We start from the raw sequence: 21,493 nt of genomic DNA, 5'->3' as shown, positions 1-21,493 counted from the left end.
CGGCGCCTGCAAGAAAAACGTATTCAAAAGAACGATGGCCGTCTGATATTGACCACGGCCGGGCATGAAATCGAATGTCTTTTGATCCATCGCAAGCCTGTCGGCGACAGGGCCCGCGTACCATGCTGCGCACCTAGGAGCAAATTGATAGTGGAACGAGGGAGCGAGATGCCCGCGTTCGATCACGTGGAATGGTCGGAACGCATCGCGGCAGTCACCGCCGAGGCCTACGGGGCTGACGGCATTTCATACATCGAACGTTCGATCGGCGGCCTGTTGCGCATCGTGCGCGAGCAGATCGACCTTGAAGTGGTCTTCGTCGGCGAGTTCGTCGAAGGCCGGCGGGTTTTCCGTCACGTGGTCGCCAAGGATGACGACGCGATCATCGAAGTCGGCCAGTCGCATGAGCTCGACAAGACCGTCTGCCAGCGCATCGTCGACGGCCGCATGCCCAATGTGATGGAAAGCGTGGCGCGCGTGCGCACGCAATACGGCCTGCCGCCGGTCTGCGAAGTGCTCGGCGCGCATATCGGTGTGCCGGTGCGTTTCGCCGATGGCGGCCTCTACGGCGTGCTGTGCGGATTCAGCCTCGAGCCGCGCGACCACCTCTGCGATCGCGACGTCCGGCGCATGGAGATGGCGGCCAACGCGGCGGCCCGGCTGATCGCACAGGCGCGCGGTCTCGATGTCGATGTGCCGGCAGAAGCGCTGAACTGAAACCGCCCGTTCAGGCGAGCCCGCTCGCCGGTGGAGGCAGCGGCACACGGGTCTCGAACTTCGAGCAGTTCATCGCGAACATGCTCTTGAAGTTGCGCACGTTGTTGTTCGACGAGAAGACTTCGCGCGTGAAGGCGTGGTACTGCGCCATCGACTCCGCGTTGACGATGATGAGGAAGTCGAACTCGCCCGAGACCTCGTAGCACGCCATCACGTCCTCCTCGGCGGCCATGCGTTTCTCGAACTGCGTGAGCAGGGCGGCGTTCTGCTTGTCCAGTTCCACCGAGACGAAGACGGTGAGCGGCCGCCCGACGAGCTGGCGATCCACGATCGCCACCTGTTTCTGCAGCACGCCTGATTCACGCATCTGTGCGATGCGGCGCTGGCAGGTGGCCGGCGAGCTGCCGACCTGATCGGCCAATGTACGCACCGGCAGCGAAGCGTCGCGCTGCAGCAGGTCGAGCAGCGCGGTGTCGAGCGCATCGAGCGCCACGGGAATGCCGTTCTTGCCAGTTCGTCGAGACATATGGGGCTCCAGGGCGGCCTTGATGAGACAAAGAAGTCATCAAATGGCTTCGAGGTGGTGATTTCGCTCGCGATGATGCCCCAAGAATTCTGTTCATCGCAAAGGCAGCAGGAGCCGGCCACCATGCAAACCACGAACGACATCGCCCCCGAAGCCGACTGGGTGCGCTGGCGCCATGACTTCCATCGCTTTCCCGAGACGGGGTTCGACGAGCAGCGCACGGCGGGCCGCGTCGCGCAGATCCTCGACATGCTTGGGCTGGAAGTGCATCGCGGCATTGGCGGCACCGGCGTCGTCGCGAACCTGAAAGTCGGCACGGGAAGCGGCGTGATCGGGCTTCGCGCCGACATGGACGCGCTCGCGATGCAGGAGACCGCGGCGGACCGCGCCCATGTCTCAACGAATCCGGGCCGCATGCACGCCTGCGGTCACGATGGCCACATGGCGATGCTGCTGGGGGCGGCGCAGTTGCTCTCCACCCGACGGGATTTCGACGGAACGGTGCGTTTCGTCTTCCAGCCCGCGGAGGAACACGGCAAGGGCGCCGCCGCGATGCTCGCGGACGGCCTGCTGGAGCGCTTCCCGATGGACGAGATCTACGGCGCGCACAACATCCCCGGCATGCCGGCCGGGCATTTCGCGACCCGCGCGGGCGGCATCATGGCGAGCGAGGACAACTTCGTGATCCGCATCACCGGCCGCGGTGGGCACGCAGCACGGCCGCACATGGCGGTCGATCCGCTGATCATCGGCGCGGAGATCGTGCTGGCGCTGCAGACCATCGTCGCGCGCTCGGTTGATCCGCGCCATTCGGCGGTGGTGTCGTGCACGGAGTTCATCACCGACGGCATCCGCAATGCGATCCCCACCGAGGTCGTCATCAAGGGCGACACGCGCAGCTATGCGCCGGAGGTGCAAGCGCTACTCGAAAAGCGCATGCGCGAACTGTGCGAAGGCATCTGCCATGCGCATGGCGCGCGCTGTGTCGTCGAATACACGCACGAGTTCGCGCCGACGGTGAACTGGCCGCAATGCGTGCCCGTCGCGGTAGAAGCAGCGCGCGCCATTGCAGGTGCGGCGCATGTCGATGGCGATGTGCCGCCGATGATGATTTCCGAAGACTTCGGTCGCTTCCTGCAAGACATCCCTGGCGCCTTCGTGTTCATCGGCAATGGCGACGGCGACAACCCCGGCGCGGTGCCGCTGCACAACGCGCGTTACGACTTCAACGATTCGATCCTTCCCATCGGTGCGCGCTATTTCGCCGAACTGGCGCGCATCCGGTTGCCACGTTCCCACTGACATGTTCCTGCTCAATTCCCGCGCCAGCCGTCGTCCGTACGACGCCGATCTCCAGTCCGTTCTGAGCCTTGCCGAAGGGCGCGCCAGCCGGCAGCGTCTCTCGACATGGGACCGGCTCTCGCCGCATCCGACGCCCGCGTGGTCGCTGCCCGGCCTCGCGCGCACGCTCGGCATCGCCGGGCTGACGCTCAAGGATGAATCGAAGCGCTCCAGCCTTGGCAGCTTCAAGGCCCTTGGGGCACCCAATGCGCTCATTCGACTGGTGTTGCGCCGATGGCCCGATCGCGCATGGCGTGCGGAAGACCTGTTTCGCGGATCGCATGCCGCGGCGTTGCGTGACTTCGTCGTCATCAGCGCGACCGACGGCAACCACGGTCGTGCGCTCGCGGCGGCTGCAGAGAGCATCGGCTGCCGCTGCGTGATCGTGCTGCACGCGCATGTCAGCCAGGAACGCGAAGACGCGATCGCCGCGTTCGGTGCGGAGATCGTCCGCATCGCAGGCAACTACGACGAGTCGGTGGAGGAGGCCGCGCGCCTCGCACGCATCAACGGGTGGGAAGTGGTCTCCGACACGTCCTACGAAGGCTATGAGGAAGTGCCTCGGGACGTGATGCAGGGCTACGGTGTGGTTGCCGAAGAACTGCTGGAGACCGCGCCTTCCGGTGCCTGCCCGTGGACTCACGTCATCCTGCAAGGCGGCGTCGGCGGATTGGCCGCGGGCATCGTGAGCCACTTCTGGGAGTGCTACGGCGAACACCGCCCGCGCTTCATCGTCGCGGAGCCCGAGCAGGCGGATTGCCTCTATCAAAGCGCGCTGCAAGGCCATCCGGCGCGCGCGACCGGCAGCGTGGATTCGGTGATGGCGGGGCTCGCGTGCGGCGAGACATCGCCCCTCGCGTGGCGCTTTCTGCAGCCGGCGGTCGATGTCTTCATGACGGTGTCCGACGCGCAGGCGGTCGAGGCGATGCGCATGCTGGCGCGCGGTTCGCAGGGCGATGTGCCGGTGGTCGCCGGAGAGTCCGGCGTCGCGGGCCTGGCCGCGCTCCAGCGCATCGCGCGCGACGAGGCGTTGCGGCAGCAGGCGGGCCTCACGTCGGATGCACGCGTCCTCGTCATCAGCACCGAAGGCGCGACGGCACCGGCGGTGTACGAAAGCCTCGTCGGGCGCTCGCACGATGCCGTGCTCGCTGCCCAGCGACAGTGGCTGCAGCAACGTTCGGTCGGCGAGGCGGCACTTATCGAACGCATCGAGGCGCATGCAGTCATCGGCGCGATCGAAGGCGGTGGCGTGTGCCGCATTGCGCTGACCGATGCCGATCGCGATGGCCGCGACCGGCTCGTCGCGTGGATGCGTCAACTGGATCTCGACGTGTCCGTCGACCGCATCGGCAACATCTTCGGCGTGCGACGCGGCAAGACCGACCTGCCGCCGGTGATGACCGGTTCGCATATCGACACCGTCGCGACCGGCGGCCGGTACGACGGCAACTACGGCGTGATGGCGGGGTTGGAAGTCGTGCGCTGGCTCAACGAGCGCGGCATCGTCACGCACCGGCCGCTCGTCGTCGCGGCCTTCACCAACGAAGAGGGTGTGCGCTTCCAGCCCGACATGATGGGCTCGCTGGTGCATGCCGGCGGCCTTCCGCTGCAACAGGCGCTCGACGCACTCGGCACCGACGGCGCGCGGCTGGGCGACGAACTTGCGCGCATCGGCTACGCCGGCGAAATGCCGTGCGGATCGATCGTGCCGCATGCGTTCGTGGAACTGCACATCGAGCAGGGCCCCGTCATGGAAGCTGAAGGCGTGCAGATCGGCGCGGTCGAGAACCTGCAGGGCATCTCCTGGCAGGAGTTCACCATCACCGGCCAGTCCAACCATGCGGGCACGACGCCGATGCGCCTGCGGCGCGATGCCGGCTTTTGCGCGGCGGCGATCTCGGTCTTCGTGCGCGAGCTGGCGCTGCGCTACGGCGGGAGCCAGGTCGCGACCGTGGGGGCCGTCGATCTGCACCCGAATCTCATCAACGTGATCCCGGCGCGAGCGAAGGTCAGCGTCGATCTGAGGAACACCGACGAGGCCACCCTGCAGCGCGCAGAACGCGAGCTCGCCGGATTCGTGGAAAAGCTTGCCGACGAGCAATCGGTGCGCATCGAGACGCGCCGGCTCGTGCGATTCGAACCAGTGGTGTTCGACGAACGGCTGGTGCGGAACATCGAGCGCGCATCGCAGACGCGGGCCCATGCGACACGCCGCATGACCTCCGGTGCCGGGCACGACGCACAGATGATGGCGCGCATCTGCCCTTCGGCGATGGTCTTCGTGCCCAGCGCGCTGGGCATCAGCCACAACCCGCGCGAACACACCGCGCCCGCGGACTTGCTGCGGGGCGCGGATGTGTTGCTCGATGTGCTGCTGGCGCTGGCCGAAGAAGCCTGATGGCTACGGCTGCAGCCCGGGCGCGCTGTCGACTTCGGAGCCCCTGAAGAGCTTGTGCTGCGCCGCAGGTCCCGGGGCATCGCTGACCACCGCGAGACGCCACGGATCGCCCGCCTTGGCGCATGCGCGCTCCGCGCTGGTGAGCTGGAACCCGGGCGCGCCGGACTTGACTCCCTTCACAGCGATCTTCAGCAGCGTCTTGCCCTTCTTGTCCGAAACCTCGATGTCGTAGCCGAGCCCCTGCGCCGTCACGTTCTCGGCCTTGTAGCCGTAGCCCGCGAAATGCTTCGTCAGGTGCTCCATCGCGGCTGCGTGCAGTTCTTCGGGTGACGCGGGGCCGGCGAGTGCATCCGCTTCGGGGGCCGGCTCGGGAATGGCGGCCCGGCTGCGCGCAGCCTTCATCTCCGAGTCGCTCGGGGTCCAGCCGCGCGCGCCTCGCACCAGCACTGCGATCTGCTGGTCGGCATTCCAGTCGGCGATGTGCCATTCGTCGTCGTCCGGCACGCGCACGGACACCTTGGCCGTCTTGTCGGACTCCATTTCGAGCACCGGTACGCGGTTGGTCTGCAGCACGACACGTACGCCCCGGTCGGCGTCGTAGGCGCGCTTGAGCAGGCCGTGCCGGTCCTTGGCGCGTTGCGCCTGCAGCGCGCTGCGGTCGCCGCCGCCGATGCGGATCTGCGGATTCAGCGATTCGACGTAGAACCAGCGCCCGCCGGCGCTGACGTTGACGAGTTCCGCCCAGAGCGTGGCGATGACGTTGAGGTTGTCGCCGGTGGCGATCCATGCGAGGTCGCCGGCTTTTTCGCGGGCTTCGAAGACGCCCATGCGCGCGATGATGTCAACGGGCGTGCGCTTTTCGCCCATGAGGCGCTTTTCATTGATGATCCCGAGCACCGCGGGATCGACTTCCTTGTCCATTCGGCTTGATCTGACGAGTTATGTTCGGCGCCGAGTATGCCTCTATGCGGGCACGCGCGGCACCGGACGGATCTTTCCGGCCGCAGCCTTGGCGCCGAGCACCATCTCGGTCATCCAGCTCACGAGCTGGATTCCGTAGGCGTGCCGCATCTCGTCGGTCGACAACGCGTGGTCTGCATCGGAGAGCACGCGGTAGGTGATCGAGCGTACATGCTTGAAGGCGTGGACGTAGTTCTCGATCACTTCGTGCGGCACGGTCTTGTCGATCTCGGATTCGACCACCAGCACATCGCCGCGGAAATCCGCGCAGGCCTGCAGCGCACGGTTTTCCTCGGGCCGGATCGCTGTGCGGCGGTAGGCGTTCAGGTCCTCGCGGTCGAGCTTGCCCTTGGGAACGTCCCAGTTCTCGTCGCGGTAGATCGCCGGCGCCCGCAAGGCGAGCCAGCGGGTCGGCCGCAGCGCGCTCGCGAGGGCCGCAAGGTAGCCGCCGTAGCTGCTGCCGACGATCGCGATCGATTTGTCGTCCACGCTCGGATGGGCGGCTAACGCGTCATAGGCGGCGAGCACGTCCTGCAGGTTGTCCCCGCGCGTCACGGCGAGGCGCTGCGACTGGTGGCGCGCATGGCCCCGCAGGTCGATTGCAAGGCAAACGCAGCCCAATGCGGCGAGCTCGTGCGCGCGTGCGATGTACTGCGCCTGGCTGCCGTCCCAGCCGTGGACGAGCAACACGCCGGGAATGACGTGGGAGGGCGCGACCAGCGTGCCGTCGATGTGCTGGTCGTCGACAGGGATCTCGATGGTTCTAGTCAGGGTCGGCATCGGGTTGGATGAAGGCGTATTTGGCAATGGGCCCGATCTCCGGATCGTGACCATGGAAATAGACCGTCGCGCGCGGCGGCGGAGCCGTGCCGCCGTAGGCCTCGACGCACGAGGCACGGACCACGCCGCGATCTTCGCGCAGGCGGAAAGCTTCGAGCGCCGCGACCTCCGCGCCGGTCGCGCCGCCAATGCGCCACGACTGCTCCAGGACGCCACTGCGGGGCTCGCCGCGCTGGTTAGGGCCCTGCGCCACGTCGTAGTTGATGCGTGAGGCGAAGAAGCCGGGGTAGCAGTCGACCACCGCCGCGTGATAGAGCGCCGCTTGCTCGACCGCGCGCCGCACGCCCGGCGCGAGTGGCTGTCGCAGCAGCGCATCGAAATCGCCGCGCACCATGTGCAGGTCGGTGCCGCCGTAGATCACGTGGTTGCGGTTGCTGCGCGTCTCGCGCTGCACGCCGTGGTAGCTGGCGACGATGCCGTCGACGCGCACCTGGCCCACGCTGTGGACGATCGGGTCGCTCAGGTTTTCTTCGAGCACGACACCGAAGGTGCGCAGCTCTTCCGGGTCCAGAGCGTCGAGGCGGCGCGCGAGTTCCGTCGCATCGGTCACCACGCTCTGGTCCTTGCCGCCGGCCGCGCGCGCCGGCTTCACGCGCACCTCGCCGTCCGAAAGCAGTTGCCGGCCAGCCTGCAGCGCATCGGCACGTGTGAAGGCGGAAAAGCCCTTCAGCGTGGCGTCCGCGACCGCATCGCCGAAATGCGCCACCCAGCCTTCGGGCCGCACGGCATCGGGATGCACCAGCGAGTGCGTGATGACCTTGGACGCCACGAACGGATGCGGCACGACGCCACCGAACAGATCGTCGGGCCCGCGGATGCCGAGCGCCGCCGCCGTGTCGACGTGGAGCGTGTCGCTGGGTACGAAATAGCGGGAGCCTTCAGGGGCGGGGCGCAGGTCGGGGTCGAACTCGCCTGCGAAATCGAAATGCTTGAGCGCCGCAAGGCGTCGCGAGACTTCGTTGCGCGTGGCCCGTTCATGTTCGGTGCCGAAATGATGTCCCTCGACGGTCCACGAGAAGACACGGCCCCGGACCGCACCCGCATGGTCTGCCATGGTCGGGCCTCTGGCATTCGCGGGGCGTGGGCTACATCGCGTTGCCGGGTGGCGCGCCCAGATAGTCGCGCACGTCGCAGGGCCGGGTTCCGGCATCGGCAACTGCGCGCCGTAGCGCTTCCTCCGTCACGCCGAGCGTGTCCATCCAGTAGCGGACTTCGTCGTCCTCGGTCACGGTCACTTCGGCGTGAAGCTGCATGGCAGCTTGTTTGTCTGGCATGTGAACTCTCCTTGGGTGCGCGCAGAAGCTACCGGGGCCCGCGTTTCCCGGATGTAGGAAGCGGCCCCGGGTGGGGCGTCGCACTGTCCTGCGGTCCGGTGTCTGGAGCTTCAGGCGTCGCGTTCCTCGAGCCAGTGCGTCGTCAGGCCGAAGAGGCGCTGTCCTTCCGCGACGGCCGACAGGAGCAGCAGCCGGTTGTATTCGGTGTCGGGATGCCAGAGGCCGCCGTTGCAGGGCGTGCCGTCGTTGTGCATCAGCAGGCCGTCGGTCCAGCCGACGCGGATTTCGCGCGCACGGAGATAGGGCCGCACGGTCCAACTCGGCGAATCGCCCGACGGCGACATCCCGTCGGCGATTCGCTCGTGCTCGTTGGTGCGGATCTCGCAGGAGGCCGACGACTTCATGGCCGTCAGCGTGCGTTCCAGGAAGGTCCGTGGATCTTTGCGGGTCATGGGGAACGCGATTGGGATGCCACGGGGGCCCGCTGAACGGGGCCAGAGAAGTCACGCAGGTTACGCCGAGGCCCCTTGAGGCCTCGTGCGATTCATCGCGTGGGGGTTCAGCCCTCTTTTTGCTGCGCGGCTTCGCGCGCGATGCGATTCATCCGGCTCTTCAGGCCGGCGGCGCGTGCTTCCGCGGGGCTGAACTCGTGGGCCGTGCCTTTCTCGTGGGCCGCGCGTCCGCCTTCACGGGCGATGTCGCGTTGGCGTGCGGGATCCATGCCGGCAAAGCCGCGCCCGCGTACGGTGGGTGTCTGGCTGAGGTCTTGGTCGTCTTTCATCGTGCGGTACTCCGGGGTTGGCTTCGGTCAATGCAGTCGGACAAAAACAAGGTCTGCCGGCGCGAGCCGGCTTCTGAAATGCTGTGACCGTGAGCCCGTGCGCGTTGTAGGAAGGAGTCGCAAAAGTCCGAAAGATGTGCACGGATTGATGAGCGGGCGATCGGCGCGAGGCCGCCAGCCTCAATGGACGCTCGCTTCGACGCGAACCGGCGGCGTGGAGCGATGCAGCAGGCTCAGGAGATCAGATTGCTTCGACGTCCCAGTCTTGGAGAAGATGCGCTGAAGGTGGGTACGCACTGTCGGTTCGCTGATGCCGAGCATCTCCGCCGACTCCATGCCGCCGAGCCCTTGCGAGAGCGCCAGCAGGACCCGGAGTTCGGCACCGGTCAGTCCGTGCAGCCGCGCGAAGGCCTCGCCCGGCATGAGCGGGACCTGGATCGGGTCCTGCATGAACACGGCGACCGAGGCGGCGAAGGGCGCGAGGATGCCGTTGCGCTGGCCGTTCTCGATCGGCAGCAGGGTGGCCACGTAGCCGCTGCCGGTGCCATCGGGGAGCGCGACGGAATGCTCGCTCCACGGTGATCCCGCATCCGTGCGCGTCGCCGCATCGATGTTCCTCGCCAGCGCTGCCCGAGCCGACGGGTCGATCGCGGACAACCGGTTGTTCGCGAGGCGGATCGAATGCCCGGCCCTCACCTGACGCTCGGCCGCGGCATTCATGTAGACCACGTGGCCGTCGCTGGCCGTGAGGTAGACGCCGGCGGCGAGGCCGTCCAGGGTCTTCTCGAGCATCTCGGACCGGAGCGCGCGGATGTCGAGCGCGTCCGAGATCGCGAGCGCGCGGCACACATGGGGAGACAGCAGCTTGAACAGCCGCACGTCGTGCTGCTGGTAGTAGGGCCGCGCGTCATTGCGGGACGCATGCAGCGATGCCATCCGGCCGCCGGTGCGCAGCGCCGGAAACCAGATCATGTCCGTCAATCCGAAGGGCTCCAGGACCTCGCGATAGAACCGGCTTTCGAGTAGCTGCCGGGGCTCCACGGCGAGGGAATTCACGTCGCCGACATTCGAGACTACGTCGGCGGCAGCCATCGGGCTTTCCGCGAACTGGCTGCCGAGCTTCTCCAGGAATTCCGGCTGGTAGCCGAAGACGAAGAGCTGGTCGTTCTGCACCTGCTTCAGGTCATGCACGCAGATACCGCCGCCGGTGCTGGCGCACAGGTTGGCGATGCTGCGACAGGTGGCCGGCCAGAGTCCGGGGTCGAGGGCGCAGTCGTAGATCGATCCGATCACGTCGGAGAGCTGCTGGGCGGTGATTCCTTCCAAACCGATCATGTCGGGCTCCTTTCTTTTGATGAGCTTCTGTGTCCGTCATTGCTTCGGATGACGCGGCGCCATGGGCGATTTCCTACGCTTGGACTCAGCGCGAATCCAAGGAAAGGTTGCCGATGTTCGACCGACTCTTTCGAAGCCTCTCCACGGCTGCAAGGCGGACGCCCCCGGTCTACGTGGCCACCTTCGTCGCCTGCATTCTTCTTCCGCTCGCTTGGAGGGCGCTGCAATGAAGATCGATCCGGTCGAGCCCTGGATTCCGCCGCGCTGAATATCGTGCGCTCCGATGCGTCTGGGTACTACCTGGAAAGGTGGCCTCAGGGCCTTTATGCTCGCCGACGTCTGCGGCCCGCAGACTCTTTCGGGGGCGACATGCATTCAAGCGCGGATTCCATGAATTCCCGGAGCGACGCCGTCTATGCACTCTGGGACCGGTTGGCCGAGTTCTCGGTCGGCGATGGCGACGCCGCGCTCATGCACTTGCTGGCGGCGCTGTGCGCCATGTTCGGGGCCCGCAACGCGCTGTGGTCGGTGGTCGTGCGACTGCCTTCCCCCGCGCCTTCGGACCCGCTGCTCGGCTGGCGTCCCCGCCTGATCCGGCTGCTGCATCCGGTTGCGCCGGTCGCGGCTTCGGTGCAGGAGCAGTTCGACACGCTCTGGACGACCAAGGTCGACCTCTCGCAGGTCCTGGCCGTGTCGGGCGACGAGCCGTTTCGCACGCGCCGGCTCTTCGAGGCGCTTCCGCCCGAATGGTTCGAGGGCGAGCACTATCGCCGCCACTACTTGGCGGTCGGGCATGCGGACAGCATGTCCGTTCGTCTTGCGCTCAACGACGACGTGCGGGTCCATCTCTTCATCTTCCGTGACGCGGACGCGCCACGGTTCTCCGCATCGGAGAGCAGCCTCCTCGGCTTCGTGACGCGCGGGCTGCGCTGGTTCTATCGGCAGCAGCTGCTGAGCCACGGGCTTCTCATCGCGAATGCGCCGTTGACGCCGGCCGAACGACGGGTGCTGCTCGGAATGCTCGACGGCCATGTCGAGAAACAGATCGCGCAAACGCTGGAGCAGAGCCCGAACACCACGCACTTCCACGTCAAGTCGATCTACAGCAAGTTCGGCGTGCGGAACCGCTCGGCGCTCACGGCGCTGTGGCTCGGCAAGCTGCGCTAGCGCAAGGGCGCTCGCACGGAGAGAGTGTCGATCGTCCTACTCAGGGTCCCGTCAGCCCGTCGTCAGATGGTTCATCCAGATCCGGCATCTGGCCCGGAAGCCACTGCGAAAGGACGACGACTGAATGTCGCTCGAAAGCCGCCTCAAACGCACGCTGCGTGACGCCTTCGGGCTCGAGTCGCTGCGACCGGGCCAGCAGCAGGTGATCGAGCGAGTTCTCCGCGGCCTGCCGGTGCTGGCGGTCATGCCGACCGGCGCGGGCAAGTCGCTGTGCTATCAGCTTCCATCGCTCATGCTGCCCGGGCGCACGGTCGTGATCTCGCCGCTGATCGCGCTCATGAAGGACCAGCAGGAAAAGCTCGAAGCGATCGGCGTGGAAGCGGTGCAGTTCAACAGCCACGTGCCGGCCGACGAGATTCGCGCAGGCGAGGCGGCGCTGCGCGACGGAACCGCAAGGATCGTCTTCACTACGCCCGAGCGGCTTGGCGATGCAGAGTTTCTGCAACTGTTGACTGAGCGGCAGACGTCGCTGCTGGTGGTGGACGAGGCGCATTGCATCTCGCAGTGGGGCCACGATTTCCGCCCGGCCTTTCTCGACATCGAGATGGCATTGGAGAAGCTCGGCCGCCCGCCGGTGCTCGCGCTCACCGCGACTGCGAGCGAAGAGGTTGCCGCGGACATCATGGCTCGGCTGCGCATCCCGAAGTGCGGCTGGATCGACACCGGCACCTATCGGCCCAATCTGCACTACGCAGTGGAGCAGCTCACGCACGAAGACGAGAAGCTGCGCCGCGCGCTGGAGCTGGTGCGCGGCACCGCGGGCAGCGGCATCGTCTACGCCGCGACGGTACGGGCGGCAGTCGCGGTGCATGACGCCTTGCGCGATGCGGGCGAATCGGTGGGGCTCTATCACGGGCGCCGCGCGGCGGCGGATCGCCGGCAGGCGCAGGACGCCTTCATGTCCGGAGAAGCGCGCGTGATGGTCGCGACCAATGCCTTCGGCATGGGCATCGACAAGCCCGACATCCGCTTCGTGCTGCACTACCAGATGCCATCGGCGCTGGATGCGTACTACCAGGAGTCCGGCCGCGCAGGGCGCGACGGTGCGCCGTCGTCGTGCACGCTGCTCTTCCTGCGTCGGGACAAGGCGGTGCAGCAGTTCTTTCTTGGTGGCCGCTATCCGGCAGAGGAAGAGCTCGATGCGGTGTATCGCGCGGTCCAGGCATGGCCTGACGATGCGCCCGAGACCACGCTCGCGCAATTGCGCGAACAGCTCGCGATCCCACGCAACAAGCTTCGCGTTGCATTGAGCCTGCTGCGCGGCAGTCGAGTGCTGGCGGTGCTACCGGACGGACGCATCCGCCTGCTGCGTCGCGACATGACGCCCGAGGCGCTGCATCTGCTCGCCGCCGGCTACCGGCAGAAACGGGAACAGGACCGCGAGGCGCTCGACCGGATCGCGTTCTACGCGCAGACCGGCCAGTGCCGCTGGCAGGTGCTGCTGGCCTACCTCGAAGGCGAGGCGCCGGTCGAGCGATGTGGCACCTGCGACAACTGCCGACGCATCGCGCGCCATGAGGCAGCGCTTGCCGCAGCGTCAGCGGCCCGCGTCGCGCGCGCGCCGCTGAGACGTCCGGCGACGCGCCGCATGCGCGCCCCGGCCTTTGCGTTGCGCCAGCCGGTCAAGGTCGGGCGATACGGCGAAGGCCAGGTGGTGAGTGCCGATGCGGCATCGATCACGGTCGAATTCGCCGACGGTAGCCGGCGCTGCTTCCTGCCCGGCTACGTCGAAGCGGTCGACCAACTGTGAGGCGTTACTGCGCGAACTGCTTGACCATGCGGTACATGAACTCGCGGCCGTCATAGAGCCGCGGAATCGCGACACGCTCGTCGAGGCCGTGCGCACGTGCATCGCTGGGCTCCGAGAAGATGCCCGAGACGCCATACATCGGGATGCCGATGTTGCGCATGAAGCGGCTGTCGGTCGCGCCCGTGCTCATCGTCGGCACGACCGGAATGCCGGGCCACATCTGCTGCGTGAGCGACTCCACCACCTGCACCACGTCCGGACGAAGCGGCGAGGGCGGGCTCTTCAGCGGCGGGTTGGACTGCTCGATCTTCATGCGCGGGGTTTCGAGCACCTTGCGCAGCGCGGCGTCGACCTCGGCCGGGTCGTCATGCGGCAGGATGCGGCAGTTGACCGTGGCCTTTGCCGATTGCGGCAGTGCGTTCTCCGCATGGCCCGCGGTGACCTGCGTGGCCACGCAGGTGGTGCGCAGCGTTGCGTTGTAGAGCGCCGATTTCGACAGGCGATCGGTGGCCGCTTCGTCGGGCTTGCCGGAGGCGACGGCGCGCATGTCTTCGGCGGTCTGACCGGTTTCGAACTGCGCGCTGCGTTCGAAGTACTTCTGAGTGACCTCGGCGAGCTTCACCGGAAAGCGGTACTTGCCGAGACGGTCCAACGCGGTGCCGAGTTCGTAGACCGGATTGGTCGGCGTGGGCAGCGAGCTGTGGCCGCCGACGTCGCGCACTTCGAGCTTGTAGGTGGTGTACATCTTCTCGGCCACCTGCACGCGGTGCAGCACCGGCTTGCCGTTGTTCAACTGGCCGCCGCCGCCTTCGTTGATGCCGAACTCGGCATCGAGCAGCGCGCGCTGGTTGTTCACCAGCCAGAAGGCGCCGTTGGTGGGCACGTCGCCGAGTTCTTCGTCGGCCGTGAGTGCGAGCACGATGTCGCGGTTCGGCTTGAAGCCTTCGCGCTTGAGCTGCGACAGGATCGACACGAACGAAGCGGCCATGGCCTTGTCGTCCGACGAGCCGCGCGCGGTGAAGTAGCCGTCGTCTTCCTTCAGCTTGAAGGGGTCGGTCTTCCAGTCGGAGCGCCGGGCCTCGACCACGTCGATGTGGGCGAGCAGCAGCAGCGGCTTCTTCGCACCGGTGCCCTTGAAGCGGACGACGAGATTGCCTTTGTTGGGATACGGCTCGAAGAGCTGGATTTCGTCAGCCTTGAAACCCGCATCCAGCAGGTGCTTGCGCATGGCCTGCGCGGCCTCGGTGTTGTTGCCGCTCAGGTGCGTGGTGTTGATCTCGACCAGTTCCTTGTAGATGTCATGGAAGCGCTGTTGCTCGGGTGTGAGCGGCGGCATCGGCGCGGGTGCAGCAGGTTGGGCGCCGGCCCAGGAAGCGGCGCAAAGCAGGGCGGCTGCGGCGCAATGTCGTACCTTGTAATTCATTTCTCTCATGTCTCCTTTGTTGACTGCTGTTGAAGCCATCGCCGTCCTGTCGGCGTTGGCTCGCGGCAGTATAGGAGGGGGGTACGAGAGCCCTTTCGGGCGTGCCTAGTGCACCGTCGGGTCCCACAACGCGAGGGCCGAAAGGTAGGCAGCGCGCCCGGCCATCTTGGCGTCGTCGGCGAGTTTCCGGTTCTGGTGGACCGCTTCCTGCGAATGGGCGTTGAGAGGCCGCTGGAGGATCAGCCGGCTCACGTCGAGCGTGTAGCGCAACGAAAGCAGGCAATAGCTGAGAGCGATCGTTTCGGGGTTCGCCTGTGCGCCCGCGCCCGCCCCGTCGCCAACGTGATTCCGCTCATCCAGCATCAGCTCCGCCGCGAGGCCCACATCGAAGGCCGTGGTCGTGGCGAACTGGGCAGCCTGGAGAAATGCCTCCACCTTTTCGACGGCCTCGGCCGCCGCCCGGATCAGGTCCAGGGTGACTTGTCTGTCGATTGCGTCCATACATCTCTTGACACCGGGCCCTGCGCGCCGGCGATCAGGGGCAGAACTGTACGGGCAGGAGGTCTAGACGTCTGTAGGGGATTCTTGACGCGCCGGGTGCGGAGCCTTGGTCGCCTCTTCAGTTGCCGTGCGCATCGATCAGGCCCTGGCGGATCGCAAAGCGCACGAGCGCGGTCACGTCGTCCACGCCGAGCTTGCTCATCAGACGGCTTCGGTAGGTATCCACCGTCTTTGGCGAGAGGTGCAGCTGGTCGGCGATCGTCGAACTGGATTGCCCCTTCACGACGAGCGTGACGACCTGGCGTTCCCGCGGAGAAAGTTCATCCAGCAATGCGGCCTCGTCGTTGTTCGAGACGAGCGCTTGCGCGGCCAGCTCGCCGACTTCGGGTCCGAGGTAGCGCCGTCCCGCGGCTACGGCCTCGACGGCGCGCAGCAGTTCCGCGCGCGGCGAGCCTTTGAGCAGGTACCCCATCGCGCCGAGCCGCATGGCCTCGGCGACATGGCGGGGCTGGGCCGACATCGTGAGCACCAGCGACCGCACCGGCAAGGCCCGCCGATGGATGTCGGTCAGCAGCTCGAACCCGGAGCGGGGCCCCAGGCTGAGGTCGAGCACCAGCAGCTCGGGTTGCAGCCGGAGCAGCTCGGCCAGCGCCACGGTGGGCTCGGCCGCCTCTCCGACTACGGTGTGGCCGCGCGTTTCGAGCATCGCGCGCAAGCCGTCCCGAACGATGGCGTGGTCATCGACCAGGTAGATACGGATCATGCTTCGCTGCCCTCCCATGCCAGCTTGACCGTAGTGCCCCCGCCGGGCGACGAGCGGGCCTCGAAGAGCGCGCCGATGGCGATGGAGCGTTCACGCATGCCGACCATGCCGAGGTGACCGGGTCTGACCGTCATGGCATCGGCCGCGAGTCCCACGCCGTTGTCGGCGACCTGCAGGTGAAGCGCCTCGGGCCCTCCGCTCAGGGAAACGCGGATCAGGGTCGCTCGCGCGTGCCGTATGGCATTGGCAATCGCCTCGCGTGCGACCATGAAAGCGGCGTATTCCACGTCGGGACTCCAGCGCTGCGTCTCCAGGTCTCCGAGCGCGTCGAGCCGCAGGGAGATCCGGTCCGTCGATGCGCGCCGGGTACTCAACTCGTTGTGCAGCGCCTCGAAGAGACCTCGCTCGTCGAGCAGCGTCGGCCGCAGCTCCACGAGCACTTCGCGCACCTCGCGCACGGCCTGGTCGATGAGCCGATCCACCCGTGCGTGACGCGCGGATTCATCCGCGTCGGCGAAGCGGGCCTCGCTGACGAAGTCGATGCGAATCGCCGTCAGCGTCTGGCCCAGCTGATCGTGCAGCACCTGCGCGAGCCGGCTCGAGGTCGCCTTCTCCTGCGCCATCAACTGGCGCGTCAGCTCGGTCAGTTCGTGCTGGGATTGCCGCAGGGCTTGCTCGGCACGGCTGCGATCCGTCACGTCCCGCAGGATCGCGGTCAGGACTTGTTTGTCGTTGACGGTCACCCTGGAAATCGACGCTTCGAGCGTCAGCTCGGCCCCGTCCGCACGCACGCCGGTGAGCTGCCCCTTGCCCTGGCTCGGCACGTCGGAGGCCAGGAAGGAGGCCAGATCGCGATCGCAATGTTCCCGGCTGCGCGCCGGCAGCAGTCGATGCAGCTTCTGCCCGAGCAGGTCGCTTGCGGCATGGCCGAAGATCCTTTCGGCTGCGGGATTGAACAGCGTGATTCGCCGCCCGGCGTCGACGCTGATGACGGCGTCGCTCGCGGAGTCGATCACGGCGGCGAGCATGGCTTCGTTCTCGCGGTCTTTTTTCTCTAGCGCGCGGCGCTCGGTGATGTCCGTCTGGATGCCGTCCCAGCAGATGCGGCCGTCGTCCAGCCATCGCGGCGACGAGAGAAGGTGCTTCCAGCGCAGCCGGCCATCGCGATGCTGCAGGCAGACCTCGACGTCGAAGACCTGCATGGTTTCGGCCGAGGTCTTTAGCGCCTTCCCGATCGCGATCCGGTCTTCCTCGCGCATCGCGCGTTCCATTGCGCTCGCGTCCCTGAAGATCTCCGCCGCCGAGATGCCGGTCAGCTCCACCACGGACTCGCTGATGTGCAGGAAGCGCATCGTTCCGTCCTTTTCCCTGACGATCTGGTAGACGACGGAATTCGGCAGGTGGTCGCTCAACGAGCGGATGCGGCACTCGCTTTCGCGGGCCCGCTTCTCCGACCTCACGAGCGCCTCGAACGGCGCATGCAGGCTGGTGATGACGGCAGCCCGGTACATCAGTGCATAGGCCGCGATCTTGTAGAGATGACCATGGAAGACACCGACGTCGGCGTGAGTGGTGTACGACACCAGTGGAAGCCCGCTCATCGCCATGATCCAGGCGGCACTGGCCAGAAGGAACAGCCTCGGCTCACCGGCTCTGCGGGCCTTTCGAAACAGGTAGATCGCCACGGCAATGTTCAGCACGGAGAGGCTCAACTCATATCCGGCCTTGAAGGGCGTGACGCCTTGTCCGGCAACGTACAACGTCGGGAAGAGGTCCTGTCGATAGAGCCCGAACCATGCGACTGCGGTTGCAACGAGGAGGCCAAGGCCAAGCGCCGTGGATCGCGAGAAGCGCGGGACGCGCCCCGTGGCCACCAGGGCGAGGGTCACCACTTCGAAGGAACGGCTCGTCAGCGCGAAGAAGATCGGGTATTCCGCGGTCTCTGCACCGAGAAACTGCGGCATCCGCGCGAAGGTCAAGGTGTGCATCAGATCGCACGTGGCGATGACCGCGAACCCGGCGATCAGGATCTGCGGGAACGACGTGGTCTGGTGATCGAAGGTGTGCCATGACACCGCGGCGATCTGGGTGGCAACGATGATCGCGAACAGCTCGAGAAGCAGGTGTGCCGACTCGATGCTCATGCCTGCTGGCAGCGCGACGATGCGCGGAGGCAGCATGCTCAAGAGCGCCTGCAAGCCTGCCGTCACGAGAAAGACGGCCATGCAGGCCTTGTCGGGTCGCCTGAATATCGCCATGGCGGGCCTCAGGACTTCGCAGTGCGCGACGCCCGGCGCAGGGCCCGGCTGCGCGATTCGAGCCCGCGCACGATCACGTCGACCCAGGCATCGAAGCTGCGTTCCAGCGGCGACTGGATGCCGTCGGACCAACGCATTAGGAACGCCCTGTTGCGCAGCGCCTCGCGTTCGCTGTGCAGGGCCGGGTGCTTCTGTGGATCGATCGCATCGATGCGTGCCATGCACGCATCGCGCCACGAGTCCGAAGCTTCGGTCGGTGCCACTGAAAGCTCGAGGGTCGCGAAACTGCTCATCGCCGCCACGACCACGTTGAAGGCATCGACGAGGGTGTCGCCCTTGAAGCCGGCAGACTTCAGTGCCGCGACGACGTGGTCCAGCAGCGGTTCGTCGAAGTCAGCGTTGTAGGCCAGTTCTGTCGCCACGGCGGGCGCCAGCTTCGGGTGCCGGCGCAGGGCCTCGCGATAGCCTTTGATCAAGGCGCGAATCGCGTCCTGCCATGAGGCGCCAGCGGGAAGGGCGTTGGCAATCCCCCCCAGCACCAACCCGATGGCACCGGAAACGAGCGCATCCCGATTGGGCACATGCCAGTAGATGGCGGCGGGCGCGACGTCCAGCTTCGACGCAAGCGCACGAATGTTGAATGCGGCAAGGCCGTCGGCATCGATCAGGGCCAGCGCCGCTTCGTAGATCGACAGGGGACCGAGCGCCGAGTTGCGGGGCCGGCCCCTGCTCTTCGGAGGACGGCCACGCCGTGGGGCGGTGGCAGCAGCAGCGCGTGAAGACGCGGAAGGGCGGGGCATGGGGCTTGATCCTTTTTGTTGAACGATGTTCAATAAGGTAATTGTACAGCGTACAATAAATCGTTCTTCATCGTTCTTCACCCTCCGAGGAGATCCCATGTCCGTTCCCGCCGCGCCTCTTGCTGGGCAATTCGAAGGTGGTTGCGCCTTCGCCGACGGTGCCTACGTGCCGCTCACTGAAGCCAGGATTTCGTTGTTCGATTGGGGCTTTACCCGTTCGGATGCCACCTACGACGTCGCCACCACATGGCAGGGCGCGTTCTTCCGGCTCGATGACCATCTCGATCGCTTCTTCGCGAGCCTCTCGAAGCTCCGCCTGAGCATTCCCTACGACCGCGGCGAACTGCGCCAGATCCTTCATGGCTGCGTACGCGCGGGCGGATTGAAGGACGCCTACGTCGCGATGATCTGCACCCGCGGCGTGCCGCCGAAAGGCGCGCGCGACCCGCGCATGGCGCAGAACCGCTTCTATGCCTATGCGTTGCCCTATGTGTGGATTGCGTCGCCCGAGAAGCAGGCGCAGGGGATCGACCTGCACGTGAGTTCACGCCAGCGCATCTCGCCGGCATCCGTCGATCCGACGGTCAAGAACTACCACTGGATCGACCTCGTGCAGTCGCTCTTCGACGCCTACGACCGTGGCCACGACACGAGCTGTGTGGTCGACGCCGAAGGCTGCGTGACCGAAGGCCCGGGCTTCAACGTGTTCGCCGTGAAGGACGGCGTCGTGCACACCTCCGACCATGGCGTGCTCGAAGGCATTTCGCGGCGCACAGCCATCGAGCTGTGCGCGCGGCTGGATATCCCGCTACGCGTGGCGCCGCTGCCTGTCGACCTGCTTCGTGGTGCCGACGAGGTGTTCATCACCTCGAGCGGCGGTGGCGTGCTGCCGATCGCGAAGATCGATGGCAAGCCGGTCCCGAAATTCCCGGGACCGGTCACCCAGCGGCTGCAGGACGCCTACTGGGCGATCCACGAAGAACCGCAGTATCGGGACCCTGTTCAGTACACCTGAATCACGCGAGCAGCAGCGGGCTGCGCGTGGCGGTGTACTTCGACGCCTGTTCGTAGGCATGGCCGAGCTGCAGCACCGCTAGGTCGGCCTGTGCACGCCCGATCACCTGAAGGCCCATCGGCAGTCCGCTCGGGCCGAAGCCGGCTGGCACGTTGAGCACCGGCAGGCCCGACAGCGTGCCGCCGACGACCACTTCCATCCAGCGGTGGTAGGTGTCCATCGGCTTGCCTTCGATGCTCTTGGGCCAGTCCAGCTTGGCATCGAAGGGGAAGATCTGCGCCGACGGCAGCACCAGGTAGTCGTAGCGCTGGAACAGCGTGTTGAGCGCCTGGTACCAGGCGCTGCGGTCGATGGACGCGCGATAGACATCACCGCCCGTGACCTTGAGGCCGTTCTCGACTTCCCACACCGCTTCGGGCTTCATCATGGCGCGCGTCTTCGGGTCGGCATAGAGCCCGCCCGCGATGCCTGCGACGATGAAGCCGCGCAGCGTGAGCCAGGTCTTCCACAGGCGATCCATCGAGAAATCCGGCTGCACTGCTTCCACCGTGCAGCCGATGGTCTCGAAGTTCTTGAGCGCCTTGGTGCAGGTGTCGAGCACGCCGGCTTCCATCGGCAGGTAGCCGTTGTAGTCGCCCATCCAGCCGATGCGCGCGCCCTTGAAGTCCTTGTCGAGCGGCTTGGTGAAGATGGCCGGGTCCTGGTCGATCGACAGCGGCACGCGCGCATCGAAACCGGCCTGCACCGACAGCAGCATCGCAAGATCGGCCACGCTCCGGCCCATCGGACCTTCGTAGCCGAGTTGCTGGATGAAGACCTCGTTGGTCGGCCCGTAGGGCACGCGGCCGAAGGAGGGGCGGAAGCCGAACACGTTGTTCCACGCCGCCGGATTGCGCAGCGAGCCCATCATGTCGCTGCCGTCGGCCACCGGCAGCATGTTGAGCGCAAGCGACACGGCCGCGCCGCCGCTGCTGCCGCCCGCGCTCTTCGTCGGGTCGAAGGCGTTGAGCGTGGTGCCGAATACCGCGTTGTAGGTGTGCGAGCCGAGCCCGAACTCCGGCGTGTTGGTCTTGCCGATCAGAACCGCACCAGCCTTGCGTGCGCGCTCGACCACGATCGCGTCGGTCTTCGGCACGTAGTTCTTGAGGATCGGTGAGCCTTGCGTGGTCACGATGCCTGCGGTCGCCGCAAGATCCTTCGGCGCCTGCGGAAAGCCGTGCATCCAGCCGACCGTGCGGCCTGCGCTCTTCGCGGCGGCAAGTTGTGCGTCGCGCTCCTTCGCCTGCTCCAGCAGCCCGTCGCGCGCCTGCAGGGAGACGATGGCGTTGACGCGGGGATTGAACTTGTCCACTTGCGCAAGGTAGGCGTTCATCACTTCGACGCACGAGACGCTACGTGACTGGATCGCGCGCGACAGCGCGATGGCCGACCAGCTCGTGATCTCGCTCGAAGGCTTGGCAGAGGCCCCCTGCGCAAGCGCACCCAGAGGTGCCGCAGCGAGCAGCGCCGCGCCGGTCTTGAGGAATTCGCGGCGGCCGGTGTCCGTGCCGTGATCGGAAGTCGAATCGTCGATGTCAGTCATGG

At 66.4% G+C, this 21,493-nt stretch carries 20 protein-coding genes and 1 pseudogene; 7 read left to right on the top strand and 14 right to left on the bottom strand.

The window, feature by feature from the left end; translation table 11 throughout:
• Positions 1 to 168 precede the first annotated feature (168 nt).
• Positions 169 to 717: a GAF domain-containing protein gene (locus tag FHW64_RS15490; protein WP_184527668.1), complete on the top strand. Its 549-nt coding sequence runs from the start codon at positions 169 to 171 to the stop codon at positions 715 to 717.
• 10 nt (positions 718 to 727) lie between these two features.
• Here the strand turns inward: FHW64_RS15490 and FHW64_RS15485 are convergent, their stop codons facing one another.
• Complete coding sequence (locus FHW64_RS15485) at positions 728 to 1,210, bottom strand: Lrp/AsnC family transcriptional regulator (RefSeq protein ID WP_409350625.1); 483 nt, start codon at positions 1,208 to 1,210, stop codon at positions 728 to 730.
• Positions 1,211 to 1,366: 156 nt separating this feature from the next.
• On the opposite strand from FHW64_RS15485, the gene FHW64_RS15480 reads away from it, so the two are divergent.
• The 3 genes and pseudogenes from FHW64_RS15480 (at position 1,367) to FHW64_RS34850 (ending at position 4,982) form a co-directional block, all read left to right on the top strand.
• Positions 1,367 to 2,545: a M20 aminoacylase family protein gene (locus tag FHW64_RS15480; RefSeq protein ID WP_184527665.1), complete on the top strand. Its 1,179-nt coding sequence runs from the start codon at positions 1,367 to 1,369 to the stop codon at positions 2,543 to 2,545.
• 1 nt (position 2,546) lies between these two features.
• A pseudogene (locus FHW64_RS34855) lies at positions 2,547 to 3,740 on the top strand (diaminopropionate ammonia-lyase); the annotation flags it as partial.
• Positions 3,726 to 4,982 (top strand): Zn-dependent hydrolase, encoded by a 1,257-nt coding sequence (locus FHW64_RS34850; protein ID WP_409350624.1) that lies wholly within the window; start codon positions 3,726 to 3,728, stop codon positions 4,980 to 4,982. The pseudogene FHW64_RS34855 and the gene FHW64_RS34850, both read left to right, overlap by 15 nt.
• A gap of 3 nt (positions 4,983 to 4,985) precedes the next feature.
• On the opposite strand, the gene FHW64_RS15470 is transcribed toward FHW64_RS34850, so the two are convergent.
• The 7 genes from FHW64_RS15470 to FHW64_RS15440 form a co-directional block, all read right to left on the bottom strand.
• A complete protein-coding gene (locus tag FHW64_RS15470; protein ID WP_184527661.1) occupies positions 4,986 to 5,903 on the bottom strand; it encodes a protein NO VEIN domain-containing protein in 918 nt (305 codons plus the stop codon).
• Between the two features lie 42 nt (positions 5,904 to 5,945).
• Complete coding sequence (locus FHW64_RS15465) at positions 5,946 to 6,722, bottom strand: S9 family peptidase (protein WP_184527659.1); 777 nt, start codon at positions 6,720 to 6,722, stop codon at positions 5,946 to 5,948.
• On the bottom strand, positions 6,706 to 7,836 hold the full coding sequence (locus tag FHW64_RS15460; RefSeq protein ID WP_184527645.1) for a DUF3182 family protein: 1,131 nt from the start codon (positions 7,834 to 7,836) through the stop codon (positions 6,706 to 6,708). Before FHW64_RS15460 ends, FHW64_RS15465 begins: the two co-directional genes overlap by 17 nt.
• Before the next feature lie 31 nt (positions 7,837 to 7,867).
• Positions 7,868 to 8,056 (bottom strand): DUF3606 domain-containing protein, encoded by a 189-nt coding sequence (locus FHW64_RS15455; RefSeq protein WP_184527643.1) that lies wholly within the window; start codon positions 8,054 to 8,056, stop codon positions 7,868 to 7,870.
• 110 nt (positions 8,057 to 8,166) lie between these two features.
• A complete protein-coding gene (locus FHW64_RS15450) occupies positions 8,167 to 8,508 on the bottom strand; it encodes a hypothetical protein (RefSeq protein WP_184527641.1) in 342 nt (113 codons plus the stop codon).
• A gap of 107 nt (positions 8,509 to 8,615) precedes the next feature.
• Entirely contained in the window at positions 8,616 to 8,837 is a 222-nt protein-coding gene (locus FHW64_RS15445; protein ID WP_184527639.1) for a KGG domain-containing protein, read from the bottom strand.
• Positions 8,838 to 9,017: 180 nt separating this feature from the next.
• Complete coding sequence (locus FHW64_RS15440; RefSeq protein ID WP_184527637.1) at positions 9,018 to 10,172, bottom strand: LuxR C-terminal-related transcriptional regulator; 1,155 nt, start codon at positions 10,170 to 10,172, stop codon at positions 9,018 to 9,020.
• A 390-nt stretch (positions 10,173 to 10,562) separates the two neighbouring features.
• Here FHW64_RS15440 and FHW64_RS15435 point away from each other — a divergent pair, with 390 nt between their 5' ends.
• On the top strand, positions 10,563 to 11,339 hold the full coding sequence (locus FHW64_RS15435; RefSeq protein WP_184527635.1) for a helix-turn-helix transcriptional regulator: 777 nt from the start codon (positions 10,563 to 10,565) through the stop codon (positions 11,337 to 11,339).
• Positions 11,340 to 11,463: 124 nt separating this feature from the next.
• Positions 11,464 to 13,149: an ATP-dependent DNA helicase RecQ gene (locus FHW64_RS15430; RefSeq protein ID WP_184527633.1), complete on the top strand. Its 1,686-nt coding sequence runs from the start codon at positions 11,464 to 11,466 to the stop codon at positions 13,147 to 13,149.
• A gap of 4 nt (positions 13,150 to 13,153) precedes the next feature.
• Here FHW64_RS15430 and FHW64_RS15425 read toward each other — a convergent pair whose 3' ends face one another.
• From FHW64_RS15425 to FHW64_RS15405, 5 genes are all read right to left on the bottom strand, one after another.
• Positions 13,154 to 14,572, bottom strand: a complete 1,419-nt coding sequence (locus FHW64_RS15425) for a M20/M25/M40 family metallo-hydrolase (RefSeq protein ID WP_184527631.1) — start codon at positions 14,570 to 14,572, stop codon at positions 13,154 to 13,156.
• 105 nt (positions 14,573 to 14,677) lie between these two features.
• The gene (locus FHW64_RS15420) at positions 14,678 to 15,073 is read right to left on the bottom strand and encodes a hypothetical protein (protein ID WP_184527629.1); all 396 of its coding nucleotides are present in this window, start codon (positions 15,071 to 15,073) and stop codon (positions 14,678 to 14,680) included.
• Between the two features lie 118 nt (positions 15,074 to 15,191).
• A complete protein-coding gene (locus FHW64_RS15415; RefSeq protein WP_184527627.1) occupies positions 15,192 to 15,836 on the bottom strand; it encodes a response regulator transcription factor in 645 nt (214 codons plus the stop codon).
• On the bottom strand, positions 15,833 to 18,061 hold the full coding sequence (locus FHW64_RS15410) for an MASE3 domain-containing protein (RefSeq protein ID WP_184527625.1): 2,229 nt from the start codon (positions 18,059 to 18,061) through the stop codon (positions 15,833 to 15,835). Before FHW64_RS15410 ends, FHW64_RS15415 begins: the two co-directional genes overlap by 4 nt.
• Before the next feature lie 41 nt (positions 18,062 to 18,102).
• The gene (locus tag FHW64_RS15405; RefSeq protein WP_184527623.1) at positions 18,103 to 18,894 is read right to left on the bottom strand and encodes a TetR/AcrR family transcriptional regulator; all 792 of its coding nucleotides are present in this window, start codon (positions 18,892 to 18,894) and stop codon (positions 18,103 to 18,105) included.
• Positions 18,895 to 18,991: 97 nt separating this feature from the next.
• Here FHW64_RS15405 and FHW64_RS15400 point away from each other — a divergent pair, with 97 nt between their 5' ends.
• A complete protein-coding gene (locus FHW64_RS15400; protein ID WP_184527621.1) occupies positions 18,992 to 19,909 on the top strand; it encodes an aminotransferase class IV in 918 nt (305 codons plus the stop codon).
• A gap of 1 nt (position 19,910) precedes the next feature.
• Here the strand turns inward: FHW64_RS15400 and FHW64_RS15395 are convergent, their stop codons facing one another.
• Positions 19,911 to 21,491 carry an amidase gene (locus FHW64_RS15395; protein WP_184527619.1) on the bottom strand — a complete coding sequence of 527 codons (1,581 nt, stop codon included), beginning with the start codon at positions 21,489 to 21,491 and terminating at the stop codon, positions 19,911 to 19,913.
• Positions 21,492 to 21,493: the final 2 nt, after the last annotated feature.

Origin of the sequence: Variovorax sp. Sphag1AA, from assembly GCF_014192575.1 — a bacterium.
Classification (GTDB): domain Bacteria; phylum Pseudomonadota; class Gammaproteobacteria; order Burkholderiales; family Burkholderiaceae_C; genus Variovorax.
Note: the sequence above shows the minus strand (reverse complement) of the source record. Positions and strands in the feature narration are given on the sequence as shown.